Origin of the sequence: Streptomyces sp. 8N706 (assembly GCF_052245415.1) — a bacterium.
In the GTDB taxonomy this organism is placed as follows: domain Bacteria; phylum Actinomycetota; class Actinomycetes; order Streptomycetales; family Streptomycetaceae; genus Streptomyces.
Genome location: NZ_JBQQBW010000021.1, coordinates 32,596 through 50,914 on the forward strand (window position 1 = coordinate 32,596; position 18,319 = coordinate 50,914).

The following is an 18,319-nucleotide window of genomic DNA, read 5'->3' on the forward strand; positions in this document are numbered from 1 at the left end:
CCAACAAGCCACTGCCACAGCTGATTTCAGGCCAACCGCGCGCCGGACCCACCGGCGCACCCGGCCCCAGCGACTCGGTGCACCCCCGCCCGGAGCTGCCCCCCACCCGGCGCGCCCCGGCCCGGAGCCACTCGCTCCCGTCGGCACGCCCGGCAAGATCCGGCCGACCGTACAGTTGAGATGTGGGAACGGGCAGCGACGTGGTGCACGGTTATCCGCACATCGAGACCGTGCGGTCGTCCATCACCGCGATCTACAAGCGGCTGTCGTACGACACCGTGCGCAGCTTCCCGGCGAGCGTCCTGCCCGCGGAAGTCGCCTTCGCCGACGCCGACGATCTCTATCTCGGAGTGCAGCGGGTCGCCCGCGCGATGGTGCGGCATCTGCGGCTGCCGGACGCCCGCATGATCGTGAGCTTCCGCGAGATGCACCACGCCGCGAACATCGAACTCACCGCCGGTCCCGAATACTTCATCGAACTGAACAGCCGGTTCAGGACCCACCGCCAGGACATCGGCGCCGCCCTCGCCCACGAGGTGATGCACATCTATCTGCACCGCCTCGACCTGTCCTTCCCCGGCACGCGCGACAACGAGATCCTGACGGACACCGCGACGACCTACCTCGGCGCGGGCTGGCTGCTGCTGGACGCCTTCCGCGAGGACGCCGTGTCCTCACAGAAGCTGGGGTATCTCACACCGGAGGAGTTCGGCTATGTCCTCGCCAAGCGGGCCCTGGCCTTCGGGGACGACCCGGCTCCCTGGTTCACCAGCCCGCAGGCGTACACCGCGTACAACGCCGGGCTGGCACTGGCGCGGCGTGACGGGCAGCAGCCCCCGCTGACCGCCTGCGGCTGGGTCGGGCGCCGCCGGTACGCACGGGACCGCCGGGCGGCCAAGGACGGCCGGCCGCTCCATGATCCGCACGACGGCGGCACACCGGGCACTCCCCCGCCCGTCGGCGGCTACGCCTTCGAGGGGCACGCCCAGCTGCGGGTGACCTTCCCCTGCCCCACCTGCCATCAGCGCATCCGGGTGCCCGTACGAGGAAGGGTGCGGGCGCGCTGCGGGCTGTGCCGTACGGTGCTCGACTGCGACACCTGAGCAGCGGCCCGGCCGTCGGCAGCACCCCATGTGGGCTGGGCGAATACGGCGCGCCGGCAGGAGCGGGCGCGGCCCCGCGAGGCCGCACGGCCCGGCCGGGGCGCCGATTCGCGTCCCCTCCCGGGGCGGAGCAACCTGGAAGGCAGGTTGGAGGTCTCCGATGAGCACGCTCGAAGAGCAGATCGACATCGACGTCCCGGCGAAGGTTGCCTGGGAGTTCCTTCACCGCGTCGAGGACTACCCACGGTTCATGGGCGGGGTACGGGAGGCGCGCACGGCGGGCAGGCACCGGGCGCACCTCGACATCCATGCCGGTGACCGGGTTTACGAGCTCGACGCCGAGATACTCGACCGCGGCCAGGGTCGGTTGATGATGTGGCGCACCATGAACGGCGCGCCACATCTGGCGGGCACGTTCTCCGTCCTGCCGCTCGACCCCCGGCACACCCGGGTCCAGGTCCGGGTGGAGTACGACCCGGACACGGTGAAGGAGGAATTCGGCGGACCGAAGGGATTCGCGCAGGCGAGTGCGATCGAACGACTCGTACGCAACGACCTGCGGCAGTTCAAGGACCTGGCCGAAAACGAGCCCACGGAAGGGAAACACGAGCCATGGCTACGACAGAAACCATGAGGGCCCGCGACGTCATGCATGCCGGCACCCAGTGCGTCGGGGAGAACGAGACACTTCTCGACGCCGCACGGATGATGCGCGACCTGGACGTAGGATGCGTGCCCATCTGCGGTGAGGACGACAGGCTCAAAGGCATGATCACCGACCGCGACATCGTGGTCGGCTGTTGCGCCGAGGGCAAGGACCCGGCGAGGGTGAAGGCCGGCGAGTTCGCCGGGGAGCTGTTCTGGATCGACGCGGACGCCCCGATCACCGAGGCGCTGCAGCTGATGGAGACGCACCAGATCAAGCGCCTCCCGGTGATCGACGTACGGAACGACCACCGTCTGGTCGGAATGATCAGCGAGGCCAACCTCGCCAGGAACATCCCCGACGAGATGCTCGCGGAGTTCGTCGAGCGGGTCTACGCCTACTAGCCAGGGCGTTTCCGGGGCCGCCGGTACGGGCCCGGGCTCCCGACGGGAACCTGGGCCGGTCGGCGCGCGCCGACGGAGGCGGAACGGGGTGCGGCGCCTGCCTCCGGTCGGGGAGTGGCAGGCGCCGCTTTTCCGTCCGTACGCCGTTGTACGGAACAGCTCGGACGACCCGGCCCGGCGATCCGTCGTAAACGGACCGCCGGCCCGGGCGTCGGTCAGACGGTGAGGGACCGGTCCGTCGGCCGGATCGGGGCCGGGAGGGCGCTGTGGCCGGTCAGGAACCGGTCCACGCCCTTCGCCGCCGAGCGGCCCTCGGCGATCGCCCAGACGATCAGCGACTGGCCGCGGCCCGCGTCACCGGCGACATAGACGCCGGGCACATTGGTCGCGAAGTCGGCGTCGCGCGCGATGTTCCCCCGGGCGTCGAGCTCGAGGCCGAACTGCTCGACCAGGCCGTTCTCCCGGTCGGTGCCGGTGAAGCCCATGGCGAGGGTGACCAGCTGGGCCGGGATCTTCCGCTCGGTGCCCGGCTTCTGCTCGAGCTTGCCGTCCTTGAACTCCACCTCGATCATTTGCAGGAACTGCACGTTCCCGTCCTCGTCGCCCTCGAAGTGGGTGGTGGAGACGGAGTAGAGCCGCTCGCCGCCCTCCTCGTGCGCCGAGGTGACCTTGTAGAGCATCGGGAAGGTCGGCCACGGCTGGTTGGCGTTCCGCTCCTCGCCCGGCTTCGCCATGATCTCCAGCTGGGTGACGGAGGCCGCGCCCTGGCGGTGGGCGGTGCCCACGCAGTCCGCGCCGGTGTCGCCACCGCCGATGACGACGACGTGCTTGCCCTCGGCGGTGATCGGCGGTGCGACGAAGTCGCCCTCCTGCACCTTGTTGGAGAGCGGCAGGTACTCCATCGCCTGGTGGATGCCGTTCAGCTCGCGCCCCGGCACCGGCAGATCGCGCGCCGTGGTGGCACCGACGGCGATGACCACGGCGTCGTAGCGCTTGCGCAGCTTCGCGGCGTCGATGTCGCGGCCGATCTCCACCTCCGTACGGAACTTGGTGCCCTCCGCGCGCATCTGCTCGATACGGCGGTTGATGTGGCGCTTCTCCATCTTGAACTCGGGGATGCCGTAGCGCAGCAGGCCGCCGATGCGGTCCGCCCGCTCGTACACGGCGACCGTGTGACCGGCCCGGGTCAGCTGCTGGGCGGCGGCCAGACCGGCCGGCCCGGAGCCGATGACCGCGACGGTCTTGCCCGACAGCCGCTCCGGCGGCTGCGGGGTGACGTTACCGGCCTCCCACGCCTTGTCGATGATGGTGACCTCGACGTTCTTGATGGTCACCGCGGGCTGGTTGATGCCCAGCACGCACGCGGACTCGCACGGAGCCGGGCACAGTCGCCCGGTGAACTCCGGGAAGTTGTTGGTGGCGTGCAGCCGCTCGCTGGCCTCGGACCAGTCCTCGCGGTAGGCGTAGTCGTTCCACTCGGGGATGAGGTTCCCCAGCGGACAGCCGTTGTGGCAGAACGGGATGCCGCAGTCCATGCAGCGGCCGGCCTGCTTGCTGATGATCGGCAGCAGCGAGCCGGGCTGGTAGACCTCGTTCCAGTCCTTGACACGCTCCTCGACGGGCCGGGTCTTGGCGACCTCGCGCCCGGTGGTCAGGAAGCCCTTGGGGTCAGCCATGGGTCGCCGCCTCCATCATCTTCTCGTGGGTCTCGGACTCGGTGAGTCCGGCTCGCTCGGCGGCGTCCTTGGCGGCGAGCACGGCCTTGTAGGTGGCCGGAGTGACCTTGCTGAAGCGGGTCACCGAGGTCTCCCAGTCGGCGAGCAGCTTCTCGGCGACCGTGGAACCGGTCTCCTCCTGGTGGCGCTGCACGACGTCGTGCAGCCACTGCCGGTCGTCGGCGTCCAGCGGCCCGACGGCCGACGCCAGTTCCTTGTTGACGTTGTCGGGGTCCAGATCGATGACGTACGCGAACCCGCCCGACATACCGGCCGCGAAGTTACGGCCCGTCTCCCCGAGGACGACGGCGTTGCCGCCGGTCATGTACTCGCAGCCGTGGTCGCCCACGCCCTCCGAGACGACGGTGGCACCGGAGTTGCGCACGCAGAACCGCTCACCGACGCGGCCGCGGAGGAAGATCTCACCGCCGGTCGCGCCGTACGCGATGGTGTTGCCCGCGATGGTGGAGTACTCGGCGAGGTGGTCGGCGCCCCGGTCCGGGCGGACCACGAGCCGGCCGCCCGAAAGGCCCTTGCCGACGTAGTCGTTGGCGTCGCCCTCCAGCCGCAGGGTGACACCGTGCGGCACGAACGCGCCGAACGACTGGCCCGCGGAGCCGGTGAAGGTGATGTCGACGGTGTCGTCGGGCAGCCCCGCGCCACCGAACTTCTTCGTCACCTCGTGGCCCAGCATGGTGCCCACGGTGCGGTTGATGTTGCGGATGGCCACCTGGGCGCGGACCGGCTCCGCGGCCTCGGCGGAGTCCGCGGTCAGCGCGTCGGCGGCCAGCTTGATCAGCTCGTTGTCGAGCGCCTTCTCCAGACCGTGGTCCTGGGCGACCACCTGGTGGCGCACGGCGCCGGCCGGGAGGTCCGGCACGTGGAGCAGCGGCTCCAGGTCCAGGCCCTGGGCCTTCCAGTGGTTCACGGCCCGCTCGGTGTCGAGGAGTTCGGCGTGGCCGACGGCCTCCTCGACGCTGCGGAAGCCCAGCTCGGCGAGGAGCTCACGGACCTCCTCGGCGATGAACTGGAAGAAGTTCACCACGTACTCGGCCTTGCCGTTGAACCGCTGGCGCAGCACCGGGTTCTGGGTGGCGATACCGACCGGGCAGGTGTCCAGGTGGCAGACGCGCATCATGACGCAGCCGGAGACCACCAGCGGGGCGGTCGCGAAGCCGAACTCCTCGGCACCGAGCAGCGCGGCGATGACCACATCGCGGCCGGTCTTCAGCTGGCCGTCGGTCTGCACGACGATACGGTCGCGCAGCCCGTTGAGCAGCAGGGTCTGCTGGGTCTCGGCCAGGCCGAGCTCCCAGGGGCCGCCCGCGTGCTTCAGCGAGGTGAGCGGCGAGGCGCCCGTACCGCCGTCGTGGCCGGAGATCAGGACGACGTCCGCGTGCGCCTTGGACACACCCGCGGCGACCGTGCCGACGCCGACCTCCGACACCAGCTTGACGTGAATGCGCGCCTGGGGGTTGGCGTTCTTCAGGTCGTGGATGAGCTGGGCGAGGTCCTCGATGGAGTAGATGTCGTGGTGCGGCGGCGGGGAGATGAGGCCCACGCCGGGAGTGGAGTGCCGGGTCTTGGCCACCCACGGGTACACCTTGTGGCCGGGCAGCTGCCCGCCCTCGCCGGGCTTGGCGCCCTGCGCCATCTTGATCTGGATGTCATCGGAGTTGACCAGGTACTCGCTGGTCACACCGAAGCGGCCGGAGGCGACCTGCTTGATCGAGGAGCGGCGCGCCGGGTCGTACAGACGCTCCGGGTCCTCGCCGCCCTCACCGGTGTTGGACTTGCCGCCCAGCTGGTTCATGGCGATGGCGAGCGTCTCGTGCGCCTCCTGAGAGATGGAGCCGTACGACATGGCGCCGGTGGAGAAGCGCTTGACGATCTCACTCACCGGCTCGACCTCGTCGATGGAGATCGGCTGCCGGTCGCTCTTGAACTTGAACAGACCACGGAGCGTCATCAGCCGCTCGGCCTGCTCGTCGATGCGCTGGGTGTACTGCTTGAAGATGTCGTAGCGGCGGGCGCGCGTGGAGTGCTGGAGCCGGAAGACCGTGTCGGGGTCGAAGAGGTGCGGCTCGCCCTCGCGGCGCCACTGGTACTCGCCGCCGATCTCCAGCGTGCGGTGCGCCGGGGCGATCCCGGAGGCCGGGTACGCCTTGGCGTGCCGCTCGGCGACCTCGCGGGCGATGACGTCCAGGCCCGCGCCGCCGATCTTGGTGGCGGTGCCGTGGAAGTAGGTGTCGACGAACGACTCGTCCAGACCGACCGCCTCGAACACCTGTGCACCGCGGTAGGAGGCAACGGTGGAGATGCCCATCTTGGACATCACCTTCAGCACGCCCTTGCCCAGCGCCTTGATGAGGTTGCGGATGGCCGTCTCGGGGTCGGCGCCGGGCAGGAAGGTGCCGGCGCGGACCAGGTCCTCGACCGACTCCATCGCGAGGTACGGGTTGACGGCCGCGGCTCCGTAGCCGATGAGCAGCGCGATGTGGTGCACCTCGCGGACATCGCCGGCCTCGACCAGCAGACCCACACGGGTGCGCTGCTTGGTACGGATGAGGTGGTGGTGCACCGCGGAGGTCAGCAGCAGCGAGGGGATCGGCGCGTGCTCGGCGTCCGAGTGCCGGTCGGAGAGCACGATCAGATGGGCGCCCGCCGCGAGCGCGGAGTCGGCCTCGGCGCAGATCTCCTCGATCCGGGCGGCCAGCGCGTCGCCGCCGCCACTGACCCGGTAGAGACCGGAGAGCGTCACGGCCTTGAAGCCGGGCAGGTCGCCGTCGGCGTTGATGTGGATGAGCTTGGCCAGCTCATCGTTGTCGATCACCGGGAACGGCAGGGTGACGCTGCGGCAGGACGCGGCGTTCGGCTCCAGCAGGTTGCCCTGCGGGCCGAGCGAGGAGATCAGCGAGGTGACGAGCTCCTCGCGGATGGCGTCCAGCGGCGGGTTGGTGACCTGCGCGAACAGCTGGGTGAAGTAGTCGAAGAGCAGCCGGGGCCGCTCGGAGAGGGCGGCGATCGGCGAGTCGGTGCCCATGGAGCCGATCGGCTCGGCGCCGGCCTTGGCCATCGGCGCGAGCAGGACGCGCAGCTCCTCCTCGGTGTAGCCGAAGGTCTGCTGGCGGCGGGTGACCGAGGCGTGGGTGTGCACGATGTGCTCGCGCTCGGGCAGATCGGCGAGCTCGATCAGGCCGGACTCCAGCCAGTCGCCGTACGGCTGCTCGGCCGCGAGCTGCGCCTTGATCTCGTCGTCCTCGATGATGCGGTGCTCGGCGGTGTCGACGAGGAACATCCGGCCGGGCTGGAGGCGGCCCTTGCGGACGACCTTGGCGGGGTCGATGTCCAGGACGCCGACCTCGGAGGAGAGGACGACGAGGCCGTCGTCGGTGACCCAGTAGCGGCCGGGACGCAGACCGTTGCGGTCGAGGACCGCGCCGACCTGGATGCCGTCGGTGAAGGTGACACAGGCGGGGCCGTCCCAGGGCTCCATCATCGTGGAGTGGTACTGGTAGAACGCACGGCGGGCCGGGTCCATGGAGCCGTGGTTCTCCCACGCCTCGGGGACCATCATCAGCACCGAGTGCGGCAGGGACCGGCCGCCGAGGTGCAGGAGCTCCAGGACCTCGTCGAAGGAGGCGGAGTCGGAGGCGTCGGGGGTACAGACCGGGAAGATCCGCTCGAGGTTCTCGCTGCCGAACAGGTCACTGGCCAGCTGCGACTCCCGGGCCCGCATCCAGTTGCGGTTGCCCTGGACCGTGTTGATCTCGCCGTTGTGGGCGACGAAGCGGTACGGGTGGGCCAGCGGCCAGCTCGGGAAGGTGTTGGTGGAGAACCGCGAGTGGACGAGCGCGATGGCGGTCGCGAAGCGGCGGTCGGAGAGGTCCGGGAAGAACGGCTCCAGCTGCCCGGTGGTGAGCATGCCCTTGTAGACGACGGTCCGCGCGGACAGCGACGGGAAGTAGACCCCGGCCTCCCGCTCGGCGCGCTTGCGCAGCACGAAGGCCTTGCGGTCCAGCGCGATGCCGGTGGCGGAGCCGTCCCGGTCCGTCACGAACAGCTGGGAGAAGGCCGGCATGGTGGCGCGGGCGCCGCTGCCGAGCAGCTCGGGGGCGACGGGGACCTCGCGCCAGCCGAGGACGGTGAGGCCCTCCTCGCCGGCGATGGCCTCGATCCGGGCCGCCGCGTCCGCGCCCTCGCGCTCGTCGGCGGGCAGGAACGCGATGCCGACGGCGTAGGCGCCGGCCTCGGGGAGCTCGAAGGAGACGTTCTCGCGCAGAAATGCGTCCGGCACCTGGAGCAGGATGCCGGCACCGTCGCCGGAGTCCGGCTCGGAACCGGTGGCGCCTCGGTGCTCGAGGTTGCGCAGCACGGTCAGAGCCTGCTCCACGAGCTCGTGGCTGGCCTCGCCCGTGAGGGTGGCCACGAAACCGACGCCACAGGCGTCATGCTCGTTGCGCGGGTCGTACATCCCCTGCGGGGCAGGGCGCTCGTCCATGGGTGACCAGGCGGCGGTGCCGTCGGTCACGGACTGCATGGACAGCTGGCGCGGCGAACGCATCGGCTCTCCCGTCGTCGTCGTGGCAGTGTCAGTGCCGAGGGACGACGTTGGCCCTCTGCGCAAAATTTTCGTGCAGATTACATGATGGCCCGCTTCTCAAGAAGCGGATACCGCGTTCCACCATACGGACGCCCCGGATACTGGCGGATAAGGGGGCGTGCACGGACGGGTCGACATCCTCAGCCCCAGGGCGCAACAGGCGACACTGCCCAGAGCGCTTCCAGCTCATGCCCGCTCGTATACGGGCTGAAACCGCCGAGAAACCTGTTCCTTGAGCGGCCCCGTCGTACGGGTGCCTATCCGACCGCGGTGCCGAAGAGCGCACCGAGCCCGAAGGTGACCGCAGCGGCGGTACCGCCCAGTATCAGCTGTCGGAGGCCGCTGTACCACCAGGAGCGGGCCGTGACCCTGGCCACGATGGCTCCACAGGCGAAGAGTCCGAGCAGTGCCAGCATCACCGCAGGCCACAGGGCGGTGGCCCCCAGCAGATAGGGCAGTACGGGCAGCAGCGCGCCCAGGGCGAAGGACCCGAACGAGGATACGGCGGCGACCGTGGGCGAGGGAAGGTCCGAGGGGTCGATTCCCAGTTCCTCGCGGGCGTGGATCTCCAGCGCCTGCTCGGGGTCCTTGGACAGCTGCCGGGCGACCTCGGCGGCGAGCGTGGGCTCGACACCGCGCGAGACGTAGAGCGTGGCCAGCTCCTGCTGCTCGTCCTTGGGGTGGCTGCGCAGCTCGCGCCGCTCGACCTCCAGCTCGGCGAGGACCAGCTCGCGCTGGGAGGCGACGGAGGTGTACTCGCCCGCGGCCATCGAGAAGGCACCGGCGGCGAGACCGGCGAGACCGGTGATGACCAGGGTCTTCGAGGAGACGTCACCGCCTGCGACGCCGGTGATCAGCGCGAGGTTGGAGACCAGTCCGTCCATGGCGCCGAAGACCGCGGGGCGCAGCCAGCCACCGTTCACATCACGGTGGGTGTGGTTGTCGCGGTGGGACTCGTGCAGCGCGGCGGCGTTGTCGATGACGGACATGTGTGGTGGTGCTCCCTTCCCCTGGAGGAGCGGCCGATCGCCCTCCCCCACTGCTCGAAGGTACGCACGAATCACGGTGATCCGCTAGCAAGCAAGGCCGAACTTACCGCTCTGACCTGCGGTTTCTCCTCCACCGTCCAGAGGCCCGGCTCGTGGCCTCCTACGGCGCCGAGGCGCTCGGGAACGCCCGGCAGGCGGCGAACCGGACCGGGCGGGACGGTCCGGTCCCGGTCCCTGTCCCGGTCCCGGGAGAGCACCCGTTCCGCGGTGACGTCCCCGGGGGACACAGACGGGAGGCTCGGCGGCCGCCGCCGTGCCTCTTTCGCGGACGCCTGCGGCCGTGGGCGCGTGGTGTGCACGACACACGTCCGGTACGCGACACACATCCGGTGCACGACACACATCCGGTACGCGACACACATCCGGTACGCGACACACATCCGGTACGCGACACACATCCGGTACGCGACACACATCCGGCCGCCGCCCGCTCTCGCGGGCCGACGGCCGGATGGGTGGGTGTCGGTCAGGACTTCTTCGAGGCCTCCGGCTCGGACCCGGCTTCGGTGCCGGTCTCCTTGGAGGACGCGTTGCCGCCGCCGGAAACAATCGGCCGGTCCTCGTCGGCACCGGCAGGGGCGAGCCGGTCGGCCTCGGCGTCGCCGTCTGCGCCGGACCCGGCGAGCCGGTCCGCATCGGCACCGGCACTGGCACCGGCACCGGCATCGGCATCGGATGCAGCCTCGTCGGGCCCGCCGGACACGGCAGCGGACTTGGCCGGGGCGTTGTTCCGGGCCTCCTCGTCCGGCTCCGAGGTCGCGGCCGCCTCGCCGTCGTCACCGGACTTCTCCGCGCGAGCCGCTTCCGCCGCGGGCTCGACCACGGTCTCCCGGCCGGGACGCCGCCTCGCCGAGACGATCATGTAGGCCACCGCGGCCAGGAAGACGACGACAGAGGTCCAGACGTTGAGCCGGACGCCCAGGATGTGGTGCGCCTCGTCGATCCGCATGTACTCGATCCAGCCGCGCCCCACCGTGTACGCGGCCACATAGAGGGCGAAGGCCCGCCCATGGCCGAGCTTGAAGCGGCGGTCCGCCCACAGGACCAGGAGCGCGACGCCCACGCACCACAGCGACTCGTACAGGAAGGTCGGGTGGTAGGTACCGGCGATCTTGCCGGCGCCGGGGTTGGCGTCGATCTTCAGCGCCCAGGGCAGATCCGTCGGCTTGCCGTAGAGCTCCTGGTTGAACCAGTTGCCCCAGCGGCCGATGGCCTGGGCGAAGGCGACACCGGGGGCGACCGCATCCGCGTACGCCGGGAGCGGGATACCGCGTCGCCGGCAGCCGATCCACGCGCCCACCGCACCGAGGGCGATCGCGCCCCAGATGCCGAGACCGCCTTCCCAGATCTTGAACGCGTCGACCCAGTTCCCGTCCTCGCCGAAGTACGGCTCGTACGTGGTGATCACGTGGTAGAGACGGCCGCCGACGAGCCCGAAGGGCACCGCCCAGACGGCGATGTCGGCGACGGTCCCCGGCAGGCCGCCGCGGGCGACCCAGCGGCGGTTGCCGAGCCAGACGGCGAGGAAGACGCCGAGAATGATGCAGAACGCGTAGCCGCGCAGCGGGATCGGTCCGAGGTGGATCACGCCGGTCGACGGACTGGGAATGAATGCGAGGTCCATGGCGAGAACGACGCTACCGTGCCGGACGGGAACTACGGCAACCCGCCCGGCAACGGCTGCGTAACGGCCGTCCCTTCCGTCACTCCTGCCCCGAGGTCGACTGCCCCTTCTTCGCCGCCTCCTCGACCGCCTTCTTCAACTTCTCGGGCGTCAGCGGGTCCTGCTGGTTGCTGTAGACGTCCTTGCCGTTCAGCAGCACGGTCGGGGTCCCCTGGTGGCCGGAGCTGGTGAAGGCGCTGTTGGCCTTCTTCACCCAGCCGTCGTGGCTCCCGTCGTTCACGCACTTCCGGAAATTGTCGGTGACCAGTCCGGGCACCTTGCCCGCCAGCTCGATCAGATAGTCCTTCTTCGCGAAGGCGTCGTTCTGCTCCGGCGGCTGATTCTGGTAGAGCACATCGTGGTAGGGCTGGAACCTGCCGGCGTCCTGCGCGCACGCCGCGGCGTTCGCCGCGTTGAGCGAGCCCCTGCCGCCCACATTTCCGTCGATGATCGTGGCCAGGTGGTATTCCGTCCTCAGCTGCCCCTTGTCCTGGAGCTCATGGATGGTGTCCCGGAACCCGTTCTCGAACTGGCCGCAGGCCGGGCAGCGGAAGTCCTCGTAGACGGTCAGCTCGGACGGTGCCGTGGGCTTCCCCACCGGGATCGCGAGGCTGTCCTCGCCCTGCGCCCCCGTCGGCGCGACCACCGGCCCCTGGGAGCTCTTGCCGCCGGTCTGGCTCACCGCCACTCCGACCGCCGCGGCGATGCCCAGCACCGCCACACCGGCGGCGCCGACGATCAGTGCCCGCTTGCGCTTCTCCCGGGACTTCTCCCGCTCGCGCTCTTCCTGCAGCCGCTCGCGGGCGCTGCGCTTACCCTCTCGGTTCTTCTCACTCACACCGTTGGAACGAACCGGGGAGGCACGAGCGTGCCTCCCCGGTTCGCATTCCACCCATTTAGGCGATTCTCATAGGCGATCTCAACCGCGGCGGCGTACGCCTTCCGCCAGCTCCGCCGCGAGCGTACGGACCCCGGCCAGCCCCGTCTCCAGGTCCGGCGCGTCCAGCAGCCGCTTGACGAAGGCCGATCCGACGATCACTCCGTCGGCGAACTCGGCCACCTCCGCGGCCTGGGCCCCGTTCGACACGCCCAGCCCCACGCAGACCGGCAGCTCGGTCGTCGCCCGGGTCCGCCGCACCAGGTCCTGGGCCTGCTCGCCCACGGACTCCCGGGTGCCGGTGACACCCATCAGCGACGCCGCGTACACAAAGCCCGTACCCACCGCGGTGATCCTGGCGAGCCGATCATCACGGCTGCTGGGCGCCACCACGAAGACCGTCGCCAGGCCGTGCTGCTCCGCCGCCTTCCGCCACACCTCGGACTCCTCGACCGGCAGGTCGGGCAGGATGCAGCCCGCGCCCCCCGCCTCGGCCAGCTCGGCGGCGAAGCGCTCGGCGCCGTAGCGGTCGACGGGGTTCCAGTACGTCATGCACAGCACGGGTGCCCCCGTCGCGGCGTGCGCCTCACGCACCGTACGGAGCACATCGGCGATCCGTACGCCGCCCCGCAGGGCGATGTCGTCGGCGGTCTGGATGACCGGTCCGTCCAGCACCGGGTCGCTGTGCGGCAGCCCGACCTCCACGATGTCGCAGCCGCCCTCGATCATCGCGGTGACGGCCCGGACACCGGCGTCGACGGTCGGGAAGCCGGCCGGCAGATAGCCGACGAGCGCGGAGCGGCCCTCCTCCTTCGCCCGGGACAGCACGGATCCCAGCACGTCCATGTTTCCGGCGTTTCCGGCCTTTCCGGCCATCACTCGGTCCCCTCGGTCTCGTCGGCCTCAACCTCATCGGTCGGGTCGTACAGCCCGAAGTACCGGGCAGCGGTGTCCATGTCCTTGTCGCCGCGTCCGGAGAGGTTGACGAGCACCAGCCCCTCCGGCCCCAGCTCGCGGCCGAGCTCGAGGGCGCCGTGCAGGGCGTGCGCGCTCTCGATCGCCGGGATGATGCCCTCGGTCTCCGACAGCAGCCGCAGCGCCTGCATCGCCTGGTCGTCCGTGACCGGCCGGTACTCCGCCCGGCCCGCGTCCTTCAGATAGGAGTGCTCAGGGCCGATGCCCGGGTAGTCCAGGCCCGCCGAGATCGAGTACGGCTCGGTGATCTGCCCCTCGTCGTCCTGCAGCACGTAGGACCGCGAACCGTGCAGGATCCCCGGCTCTCCCACGCTCAGCGTCGCGGCGTGCTCGCCGGAGTCGACACCGTGCCCCGCGGCCTCCAGCCCCACCAGCCGGACACTCTCGTCCGGGATGAAGGCGTGGAAGAGACCGATGGCGTTGGAGCCACCGCCCACGCAGGCCGCCACGGCGTCCGGCAGCCGGCCGGTGCGCTCCAGGAGCTGCCGCCGCGCCTCGACGCCGATCACCCGGTGGAAGTCCCGGACCATGGCGGGGAACGGGTGCGGGCCCGCGACGGTGCCGAACAGATAGTGGGTCCGGTCGACATTCGCGACCCAGTCCCGGAACGCCTCGTTGATCGCGTCCTTCAGCGTCCGGCTGCCGGACTTCACGGCGACGACATCGGCGCCGAGCATCCGCATCCGGGCCACGTTGAGGGCCTGCCGCTGGGTGTCGATCTCGCCCATGTAGATCACACACTCGAGCCCGAACAGCGCACACGCCGTCGCCGTGGCCACACCGTGCTGCCCGGCACCGGTCTCCGCGATGACCCGGGTCTTGCCCATGCGCTTGGTGAGCAGCGCCTGCCCGAGCACGTTGTTGATCTTGTGTGAACCGGTGTGGTTCAGGTCCTCGCGCTTGAGGAAGATCCTGGCTCCCCCTGCGTGCTCGGCGAACCGCGACACCTCGGTCAGTGCGCTGGGCCGGCCGGTGTAGTGGACGAGCAGGTCCTCCAGCTCGGCCGCGAAGGCCGGGTCGGCCTTCGCCTTCTCGTACTCGGCGGCGACTTCGTCCACCGCGGCGACGAGCGCCTCGGGGATGAACTTGCCACCGAACGCGCCGAAATAGCCCTCGGCACTCGGAATGCGGCCCTCGGGGTCCGGAATGAAGAAGTCAGAAGACATCCGACGTACTCCTCAGAAGGGGCTCACGCCCCAGAAGTCTCGATATGCGAACAACGGTACGCGAAGGCAACTGCGCTCTCGCCGACCCGCGACCCCCACCGGATCACAGGCAGAACCGAAGCAGATCGCGTATGGGGCCGCCGGGCAGAACCGAGGCCGGTCGCGTCCCGGTGCCACCGGCGGGAGGGGACGGGGTCGTAGGGGTGGGGGTTCTGGAAACTTCCGTGTATTTGTGGGCCGCCAGGCCCGTAAATAGACGTTCCAGGACCCCCACCCCGGGAGGACCCGCCCCCGCACCAGGCACAGACGGAACTCATGGCCCCAGGCTCGCCGTGAACGGTCCCGGACCCAGCGGACCCCGCCCCGGCATCGACAGGAACATCGAGCCGGCGGGCGTCCCCGGCCGAGCTGCAGAAGCGGGCAGTGGCACAGGCATCGCGGGCGCGGAAACCCGCCCGGACGGGCCGGACCGGACCGGATCCCGCCCGCCCCGGCCCGTCCGGCGAGGACTAAGCCCAGAGCTGCCCGTGCAGCGCCTCCACCGCGGCCTCTGTCGACTCCGCCGTGTAGACCCCCGTCGACAGGTACTTCCAGCCGCCGTCCGCCACGACGAAGACGATGTCGGCCGACTCTCCCGCCTTGACCGCCTTGCGGCCGACGCCGATCGCCGCGTGGAGTGCCGCACCCGTCGAGACGCCCGCGAAGATGCCCTCCTGCTGGAGGAGTTCGCGCGTTCGCCGTACCGCGTCCTCCGACCCCACCGAGTACCGCGTGGTGAGGACGGACTCGTCGTAGAGCTCGGGAACGAAGCCCTCGTCCAGGTTCCGCAGCCCGTACACGAGATCGTCATAGCGCGGCTCGGCGGCGACGATCTTGATGTGCGGGACCTTCTCCCGGAGGAATCGGCCGACGCCCATGAGGGTGCCGGTGGTGCCGAGGCCCGCCACGAAGTGGGTGACGGTGGGCAGGTCCTCGAAGATCTCGGGCCCGGTGGTGGCGTAGTGCGCGCCCGCGTTGTCCGGGTTGCCGTACTGGTAGAGCATCACCCAGTCCGGATGCTCGGCGGAGAGCTCCTTGGCGACCCGTACGGCCGTGTTGGAGCCACCGGCCGCCGGGGAGGAAATGATCTCCGCGCCCCACATGGCGAGCAGCTCGCGACGCTCCGAGGAGGTGTTCTCGGGCATGACGCAGACGATGCGGTAGCCCTTGAGCCGCGCCGCCATCGCCAGCGAGATGCCCGTGTTCCCCGAGGTCGGCTCGAGGATGGTGCAGCCGGGGGTCAACCGGCCGTCCTTCTCGGCCTGTTCGATCATGTGCAGGGCAGGCCGGTCCTTGACGGAACCGGTCGGATTGCGGTCCTCCAGCTTCGCCCAGATCCGGACGTCCGCCGACGGGGACAGCCTCGGCAGGCGGACCAGCGGTGTGTTGCCGACCGCCGCCAGCGGAGAGTCGTACCGCATCAGCGCATGCCACCCGCGACAGCCGGAAGGATGGTGATGCTGTCGCCGTCGGACAGCTTGGTGGAGATGCCGTCCAGGAAGCGGACGTCCTCGTCGTTGAGGTAGACGTTCACGAAGCGGCGCAGCTCGCCTCCGTCGACCAGGCGCTCACGGACGCCGGGGTGCCGCGACTCGAGGTCGGCGAAGAGCTCCTCGATGGTGGTGCCGCTGCCCTCGACGGCCTTCTGTCCGTCGGTGTAACTGCGGAGGATGGTCGGAATGCGGACCTCGATGGCCATGGGGTGGGCTCCTGTCGGAATGAAGCGGAGGGCGCTCGGCGTCCTACGCCGGCGGCAGAGAGAGGGGTGGGCGTACGCCGCAGCCGGGTGGATCAGGCGATGCGGCAGACAGCGCGGGACGGACACATCGCGCTGGCCAGGCGGCACAGATCGACGTGCAGCCGCGCCACGAGCAGCATGCCCGGCGCCTTGTCGCTCACGTCGTGGAGAACCATGGGGTCATCGTATCGATTCCCCGTCCGAGCTCCGAGATGCAATCCCATGATCCGGACGCGGCTTTGGACACGGCCCCCCGCACAGGGACGAGCCGGGGGCAAGCAGGCGTGCTCAGCGCCGCGAAGGGCTCAGTACGCTGTGACGACCTTCACTTCTTCCTCGGTGACCTCGCCGTCCACGATCCGGAAGGAGCGGAACTCCACGGGCCCCTCCTCGGTGCCGGTCTCGGCGGTCGACACAAGGACGTAGTGGGCACCGGGCTCATTGGCGTAGGAGATATCCGTACGGGAGGGGTACGCCTCCGTGGCCGTGTGCGAGTGGTAGATCACCACCGGTTCCTCGTCCCGGTCGTCCATCTCGCGGTACAGCTTCAGCAGGTCGCTCGAGTCGAACTCGTAGAACGTGGGCGACCGGGCGGCGTTGAGCATCGGGACGAAGCGCTCGGGGCGGTCGGACCCGGCCGGGCCGGCGACCACGCCGCACGCCTCGTCGGGGTGGTCGGCGCGGGCGTGCGCGACGATCCGGTCGTACAGGTCCTGGGAGATGGTGAGCATGGCACGAGGATAAGCAGTCGGCCCCCGGAGGAGATCCGGGGGCCGACTGATGAGACATCCGGCGCTATGCGGCTGCTGCGATTACTTCGAGGTGTTGGAGGCGAGCGGGCGGTCCTCCGGCTGCGACACCGCGAGGTTCTTGTCACGCGCCTTCAGCAGCTGCCAGCCGACGGCCAGGGCGATCGCCCAGCCGGCACCGACGTACAGCGACACCCGGGCGTCCTTGTCGTACGCGATCATGCCGGTGACGAAGATCAGGAAGGCCAGCGCGACCCAGCTGAAGGTGGCACCGCCGGGCGCCGGGAAGGACGAGGCCTCGAGACGGCCCGCCTTCACCGCGCGCCGGTAGAGGATATGGCTGACGAGGATCATCATCCAGGTCCAGATGCCCGCCGCGGTCGCCACCGAGGTGACGTAGGCGAAGGCCTTCTCCGGGACGACGTAGTTGAGGACCACGCCGATGCCCATCAGAACGACGGAGACGGTGATGCCGACCGCCGGGGTCTTCCGGGAGTTGAGCTTGCCGAAGGCCTTCGGGGCCTCGCTGTTGGCGGCGAGATCGCGCAGCATACGACCGGTGGAGTACATGCCGGAGTTGCAGGACGACAGCGCCGCGGTGAGCACGACGAAGTTGACGATGCCGCCGGCGAGCGGGATGCCGATCTCGCTGAAGGCGTGGACGAAGGGGCTCTGACCTTCGGAGAACTCGGTCCACTTGACGACGGCGAGGATGACCGTCAGGGCTCCGACGTAGAAGACGATGATGCGCCAGGGCAGGGTGTTGATCGCCTTGGGGAGGGTCTTCTCCGGGTTCTCGCTCTCGCCCGCGGTGACGCCGACGAGCTCGACGGCGAGGTAGGCGAACATGACGCCCTGCAGCGTCATCAGGCTGGAGCCGATGCCCTCGGGGAAGATGCCGCCGTGGGCCCAGAGGTTGCTGGTGCTCGCGGTGTCACCGGCCTCGGAGAAGCCGAGGGTGAGCACGCCGAGTCCGATGACGATCATGCCGATGATCGCGGTGACCTTGACCATCGAGAACCAGAACTCGACCTCGCCGAAGATCTTGACCGAGATCAGGTTGACGCCGAACAGCACCACGAGGAAGACCAGGGCACTGATCCACTGCGGGATCTCGGGGAACCAGAAGTGGATATAGATGGCGGCGGCGGTGAGTTCGGCCATGCCGGTCACCACCCACATCAGCCAGTACGTCCAGCCGGTCACATAGCCGAAGAACGGGCCGAGGAACTCGCGGGCGTACTCCGCGAAGCTGCCGGACACCGGCCGGTAGAGGAGCAGCTCACCGAGTGCTCGCATGATGAAGAAGATGACGACGCCCGCGAGGGCGTACATGAGGATGATGCTGGGGCCGGCCTTGGCGATGTTCGCCCCGGCACCCATGAAGAGACCGACGCCGATGGCGCCACCAATGGCGATCATCTGGACCTGGCGACTGCCCAGTCCGCGCTCGTAGCCCTCTTCGGAAGCTCCGGGTCCTGCGGTGCCCGCCTCAGCGGTACGGTTCGCGACCTGCTCAGAGGTCATGGATGGTGCGCCTTTCTCCATTCCGACCCGGTCTCCCCGGATCGGGTTCCGATCCCCCGGCTGGA

Annotated in this window: 15 protein-coding genes; 3 read left to right on the plus strand and 12 right to left on the minus strand. The window is 69.7% G+C overall.

The window, feature by feature from the left end:
• Window positions 1-182 precede the first annotated feature (182 nt).
• From ACTWQE_RS10955 to ACTWQE_RS10965, 3 genes are all read left to right on the plus strand, one after another.
• On the plus strand, window positions 183-1,103 hold the full coding sequence (locus tag ACTWQE_RS10955) for a hypothetical protein (protein WP_443328675.1): 921 nt from the start codon (window positions 183-185) through the stop codon (window positions 1,101-1,103).
• A 160-nt stretch (window positions 1,104-1,263) separates the two neighbouring features.
• Entirely contained in the window at window positions 1,264-1,737 is a 474-nt protein-coding gene (locus ACTWQE_RS10960; protein WP_443328676.1) for an SRPBCC family protein, read from the plus strand.
• Window positions 1,716-2,153, plus strand: a complete 438-nt coding sequence (locus ACTWQE_RS10965) for a CBS domain-containing protein (protein WP_443328677.1) — start codon at window positions 1,716-1,718, stop codon at window positions 2,151-2,153. The genes ACTWQE_RS10960 and ACTWQE_RS10965 overlap by 22 nt, the downstream gene beginning before the upstream one ends.
• Before the next feature lie 215 nt (window positions 2,154-2,368).
• Here the strand turns inward: ACTWQE_RS10965 and ACTWQE_RS10970 are convergent, their stop codons facing one another.
• The 12 genes from ACTWQE_RS10970 to ACTWQE_RS11025 form a co-directional block, all read right to left on the minus strand.
• On the minus strand, window positions 2,369-3,829 hold the full coding sequence (locus tag ACTWQE_RS10970) for a glutamate synthase subunit beta (RefSeq protein WP_443328678.1): 1,461 nt from the start codon (window positions 3,827-3,829) through the stop codon (window positions 2,369-2,371).
• Window positions 3,822-8,432, minus strand: coding sequence for a glutamate synthase large subunit (gltB, locus tag ACTWQE_RS10975; RefSeq protein ID WP_443328679.1), 4,611 nt, complete (start codon window positions 8,430-8,432; stop codon window positions 3,822-3,824). Before gltB ends, ACTWQE_RS10970 begins: the two co-directional genes overlap by 8 nt.
• Before the next feature lie 296 nt (window positions 8,433-8,728).
• A complete protein-coding gene (locus tag ACTWQE_RS10980; protein ID WP_443328680.1) occupies window positions 8,729-9,460 on the minus strand; it encodes a VIT1/CCC1 transporter family protein in 732 nt (243 codons plus the stop codon).
• A gap of 526 nt (window positions 9,461-9,986) precedes the next feature.
• Window positions 9,987-11,144 carry a prolipoprotein diacylglyceryl transferase gene (gene lgt / locus ACTWQE_RS10985; protein ID WP_443328681.1) on the minus strand — a complete coding sequence of 386 codons (1,158 nt, stop codon included), beginning with the start codon at window positions 11,142-11,144 and terminating at the stop codon, window positions 9,987-9,989.
• Window positions 11,145-11,223: 79 nt separating this feature from the next.
• Complete coding sequence (locus tag ACTWQE_RS10990; protein ID WP_443328682.1) at window positions 11,224-12,021, minus strand: DsbA family protein; 798 nt, start codon at window positions 12,019-12,021, stop codon at window positions 11,224-11,226.
• Window positions 12,022-12,102: 81 nt separating this feature from the next.
• Window positions 12,103-12,906: a tryptophan synthase subunit alpha gene (trpA, locus tag ACTWQE_RS10995; protein ID WP_443328683.1), complete on the minus strand. Its 804-nt coding sequence runs from the start codon at window positions 12,904-12,906 to the stop codon at window positions 12,103-12,105.
• Window positions 12,907-12,935: 29 nt separating this feature from the next.
• Complete coding sequence (gene trpB, locus ACTWQE_RS11000) at window positions 12,936-14,201, minus strand: tryptophan synthase subunit beta (protein ID WP_443328684.1); 1,266 nt, start codon at window positions 14,199-14,201, stop codon at window positions 12,936-12,938.
• A gap of 509 nt (window positions 14,202-14,710) precedes the next feature.
• Window positions 14,711-15,661 carry a PLP-dependent cysteine synthase family protein gene (locus tag ACTWQE_RS11005; protein WP_443328685.1) on the minus strand — a complete coding sequence of 317 codons (951 nt, stop codon included), beginning with the start codon at window positions 15,659-15,661 and terminating at the stop codon, window positions 14,711-14,713.
• Window positions 15,661-15,939, minus strand: a complete 279-nt coding sequence (locus tag ACTWQE_RS11010) for a MoaD/ThiS family protein (RefSeq protein WP_443328686.1) — start codon at window positions 15,937-15,939, stop codon at window positions 15,661-15,663. The genes ACTWQE_RS11005 and ACTWQE_RS11010 overlap by 1 nt, the downstream gene beginning before the upstream one ends.
• A 92-nt stretch (window positions 15,940-16,031) precedes the next feature.
• Window positions 16,032-16,154 (minus strand): putative leader peptide, encoded by a 123-nt coding sequence (locus ACTWQE_RS11015; protein ID WP_443328687.1) that lies wholly within the window; start codon window positions 16,152-16,154, stop codon window positions 16,032-16,034.
• Window positions 16,155-16,283: 129 nt separating this feature from the next.
• Window positions 16,284-16,709: a Mov34/MPN/PAD-1 family protein gene (locus ACTWQE_RS11020; protein WP_443328688.1), complete on the minus strand. Its 426-nt coding sequence runs from the start codon at window positions 16,707-16,709 to the stop codon at window positions 16,284-16,286.
• Window positions 16,710-16,790: 81 nt separating this feature from the next.
• Complete coding sequence (locus ACTWQE_RS11025) at window positions 16,791-18,254, minus strand: amino acid permease (protein ID WP_443328689.1); 1,464 nt, start codon at window positions 18,252-18,254, stop codon at window positions 16,791-16,793.
• Between the last annotated feature and the right edge of the window lie 65 nt (window positions 18,255-18,319).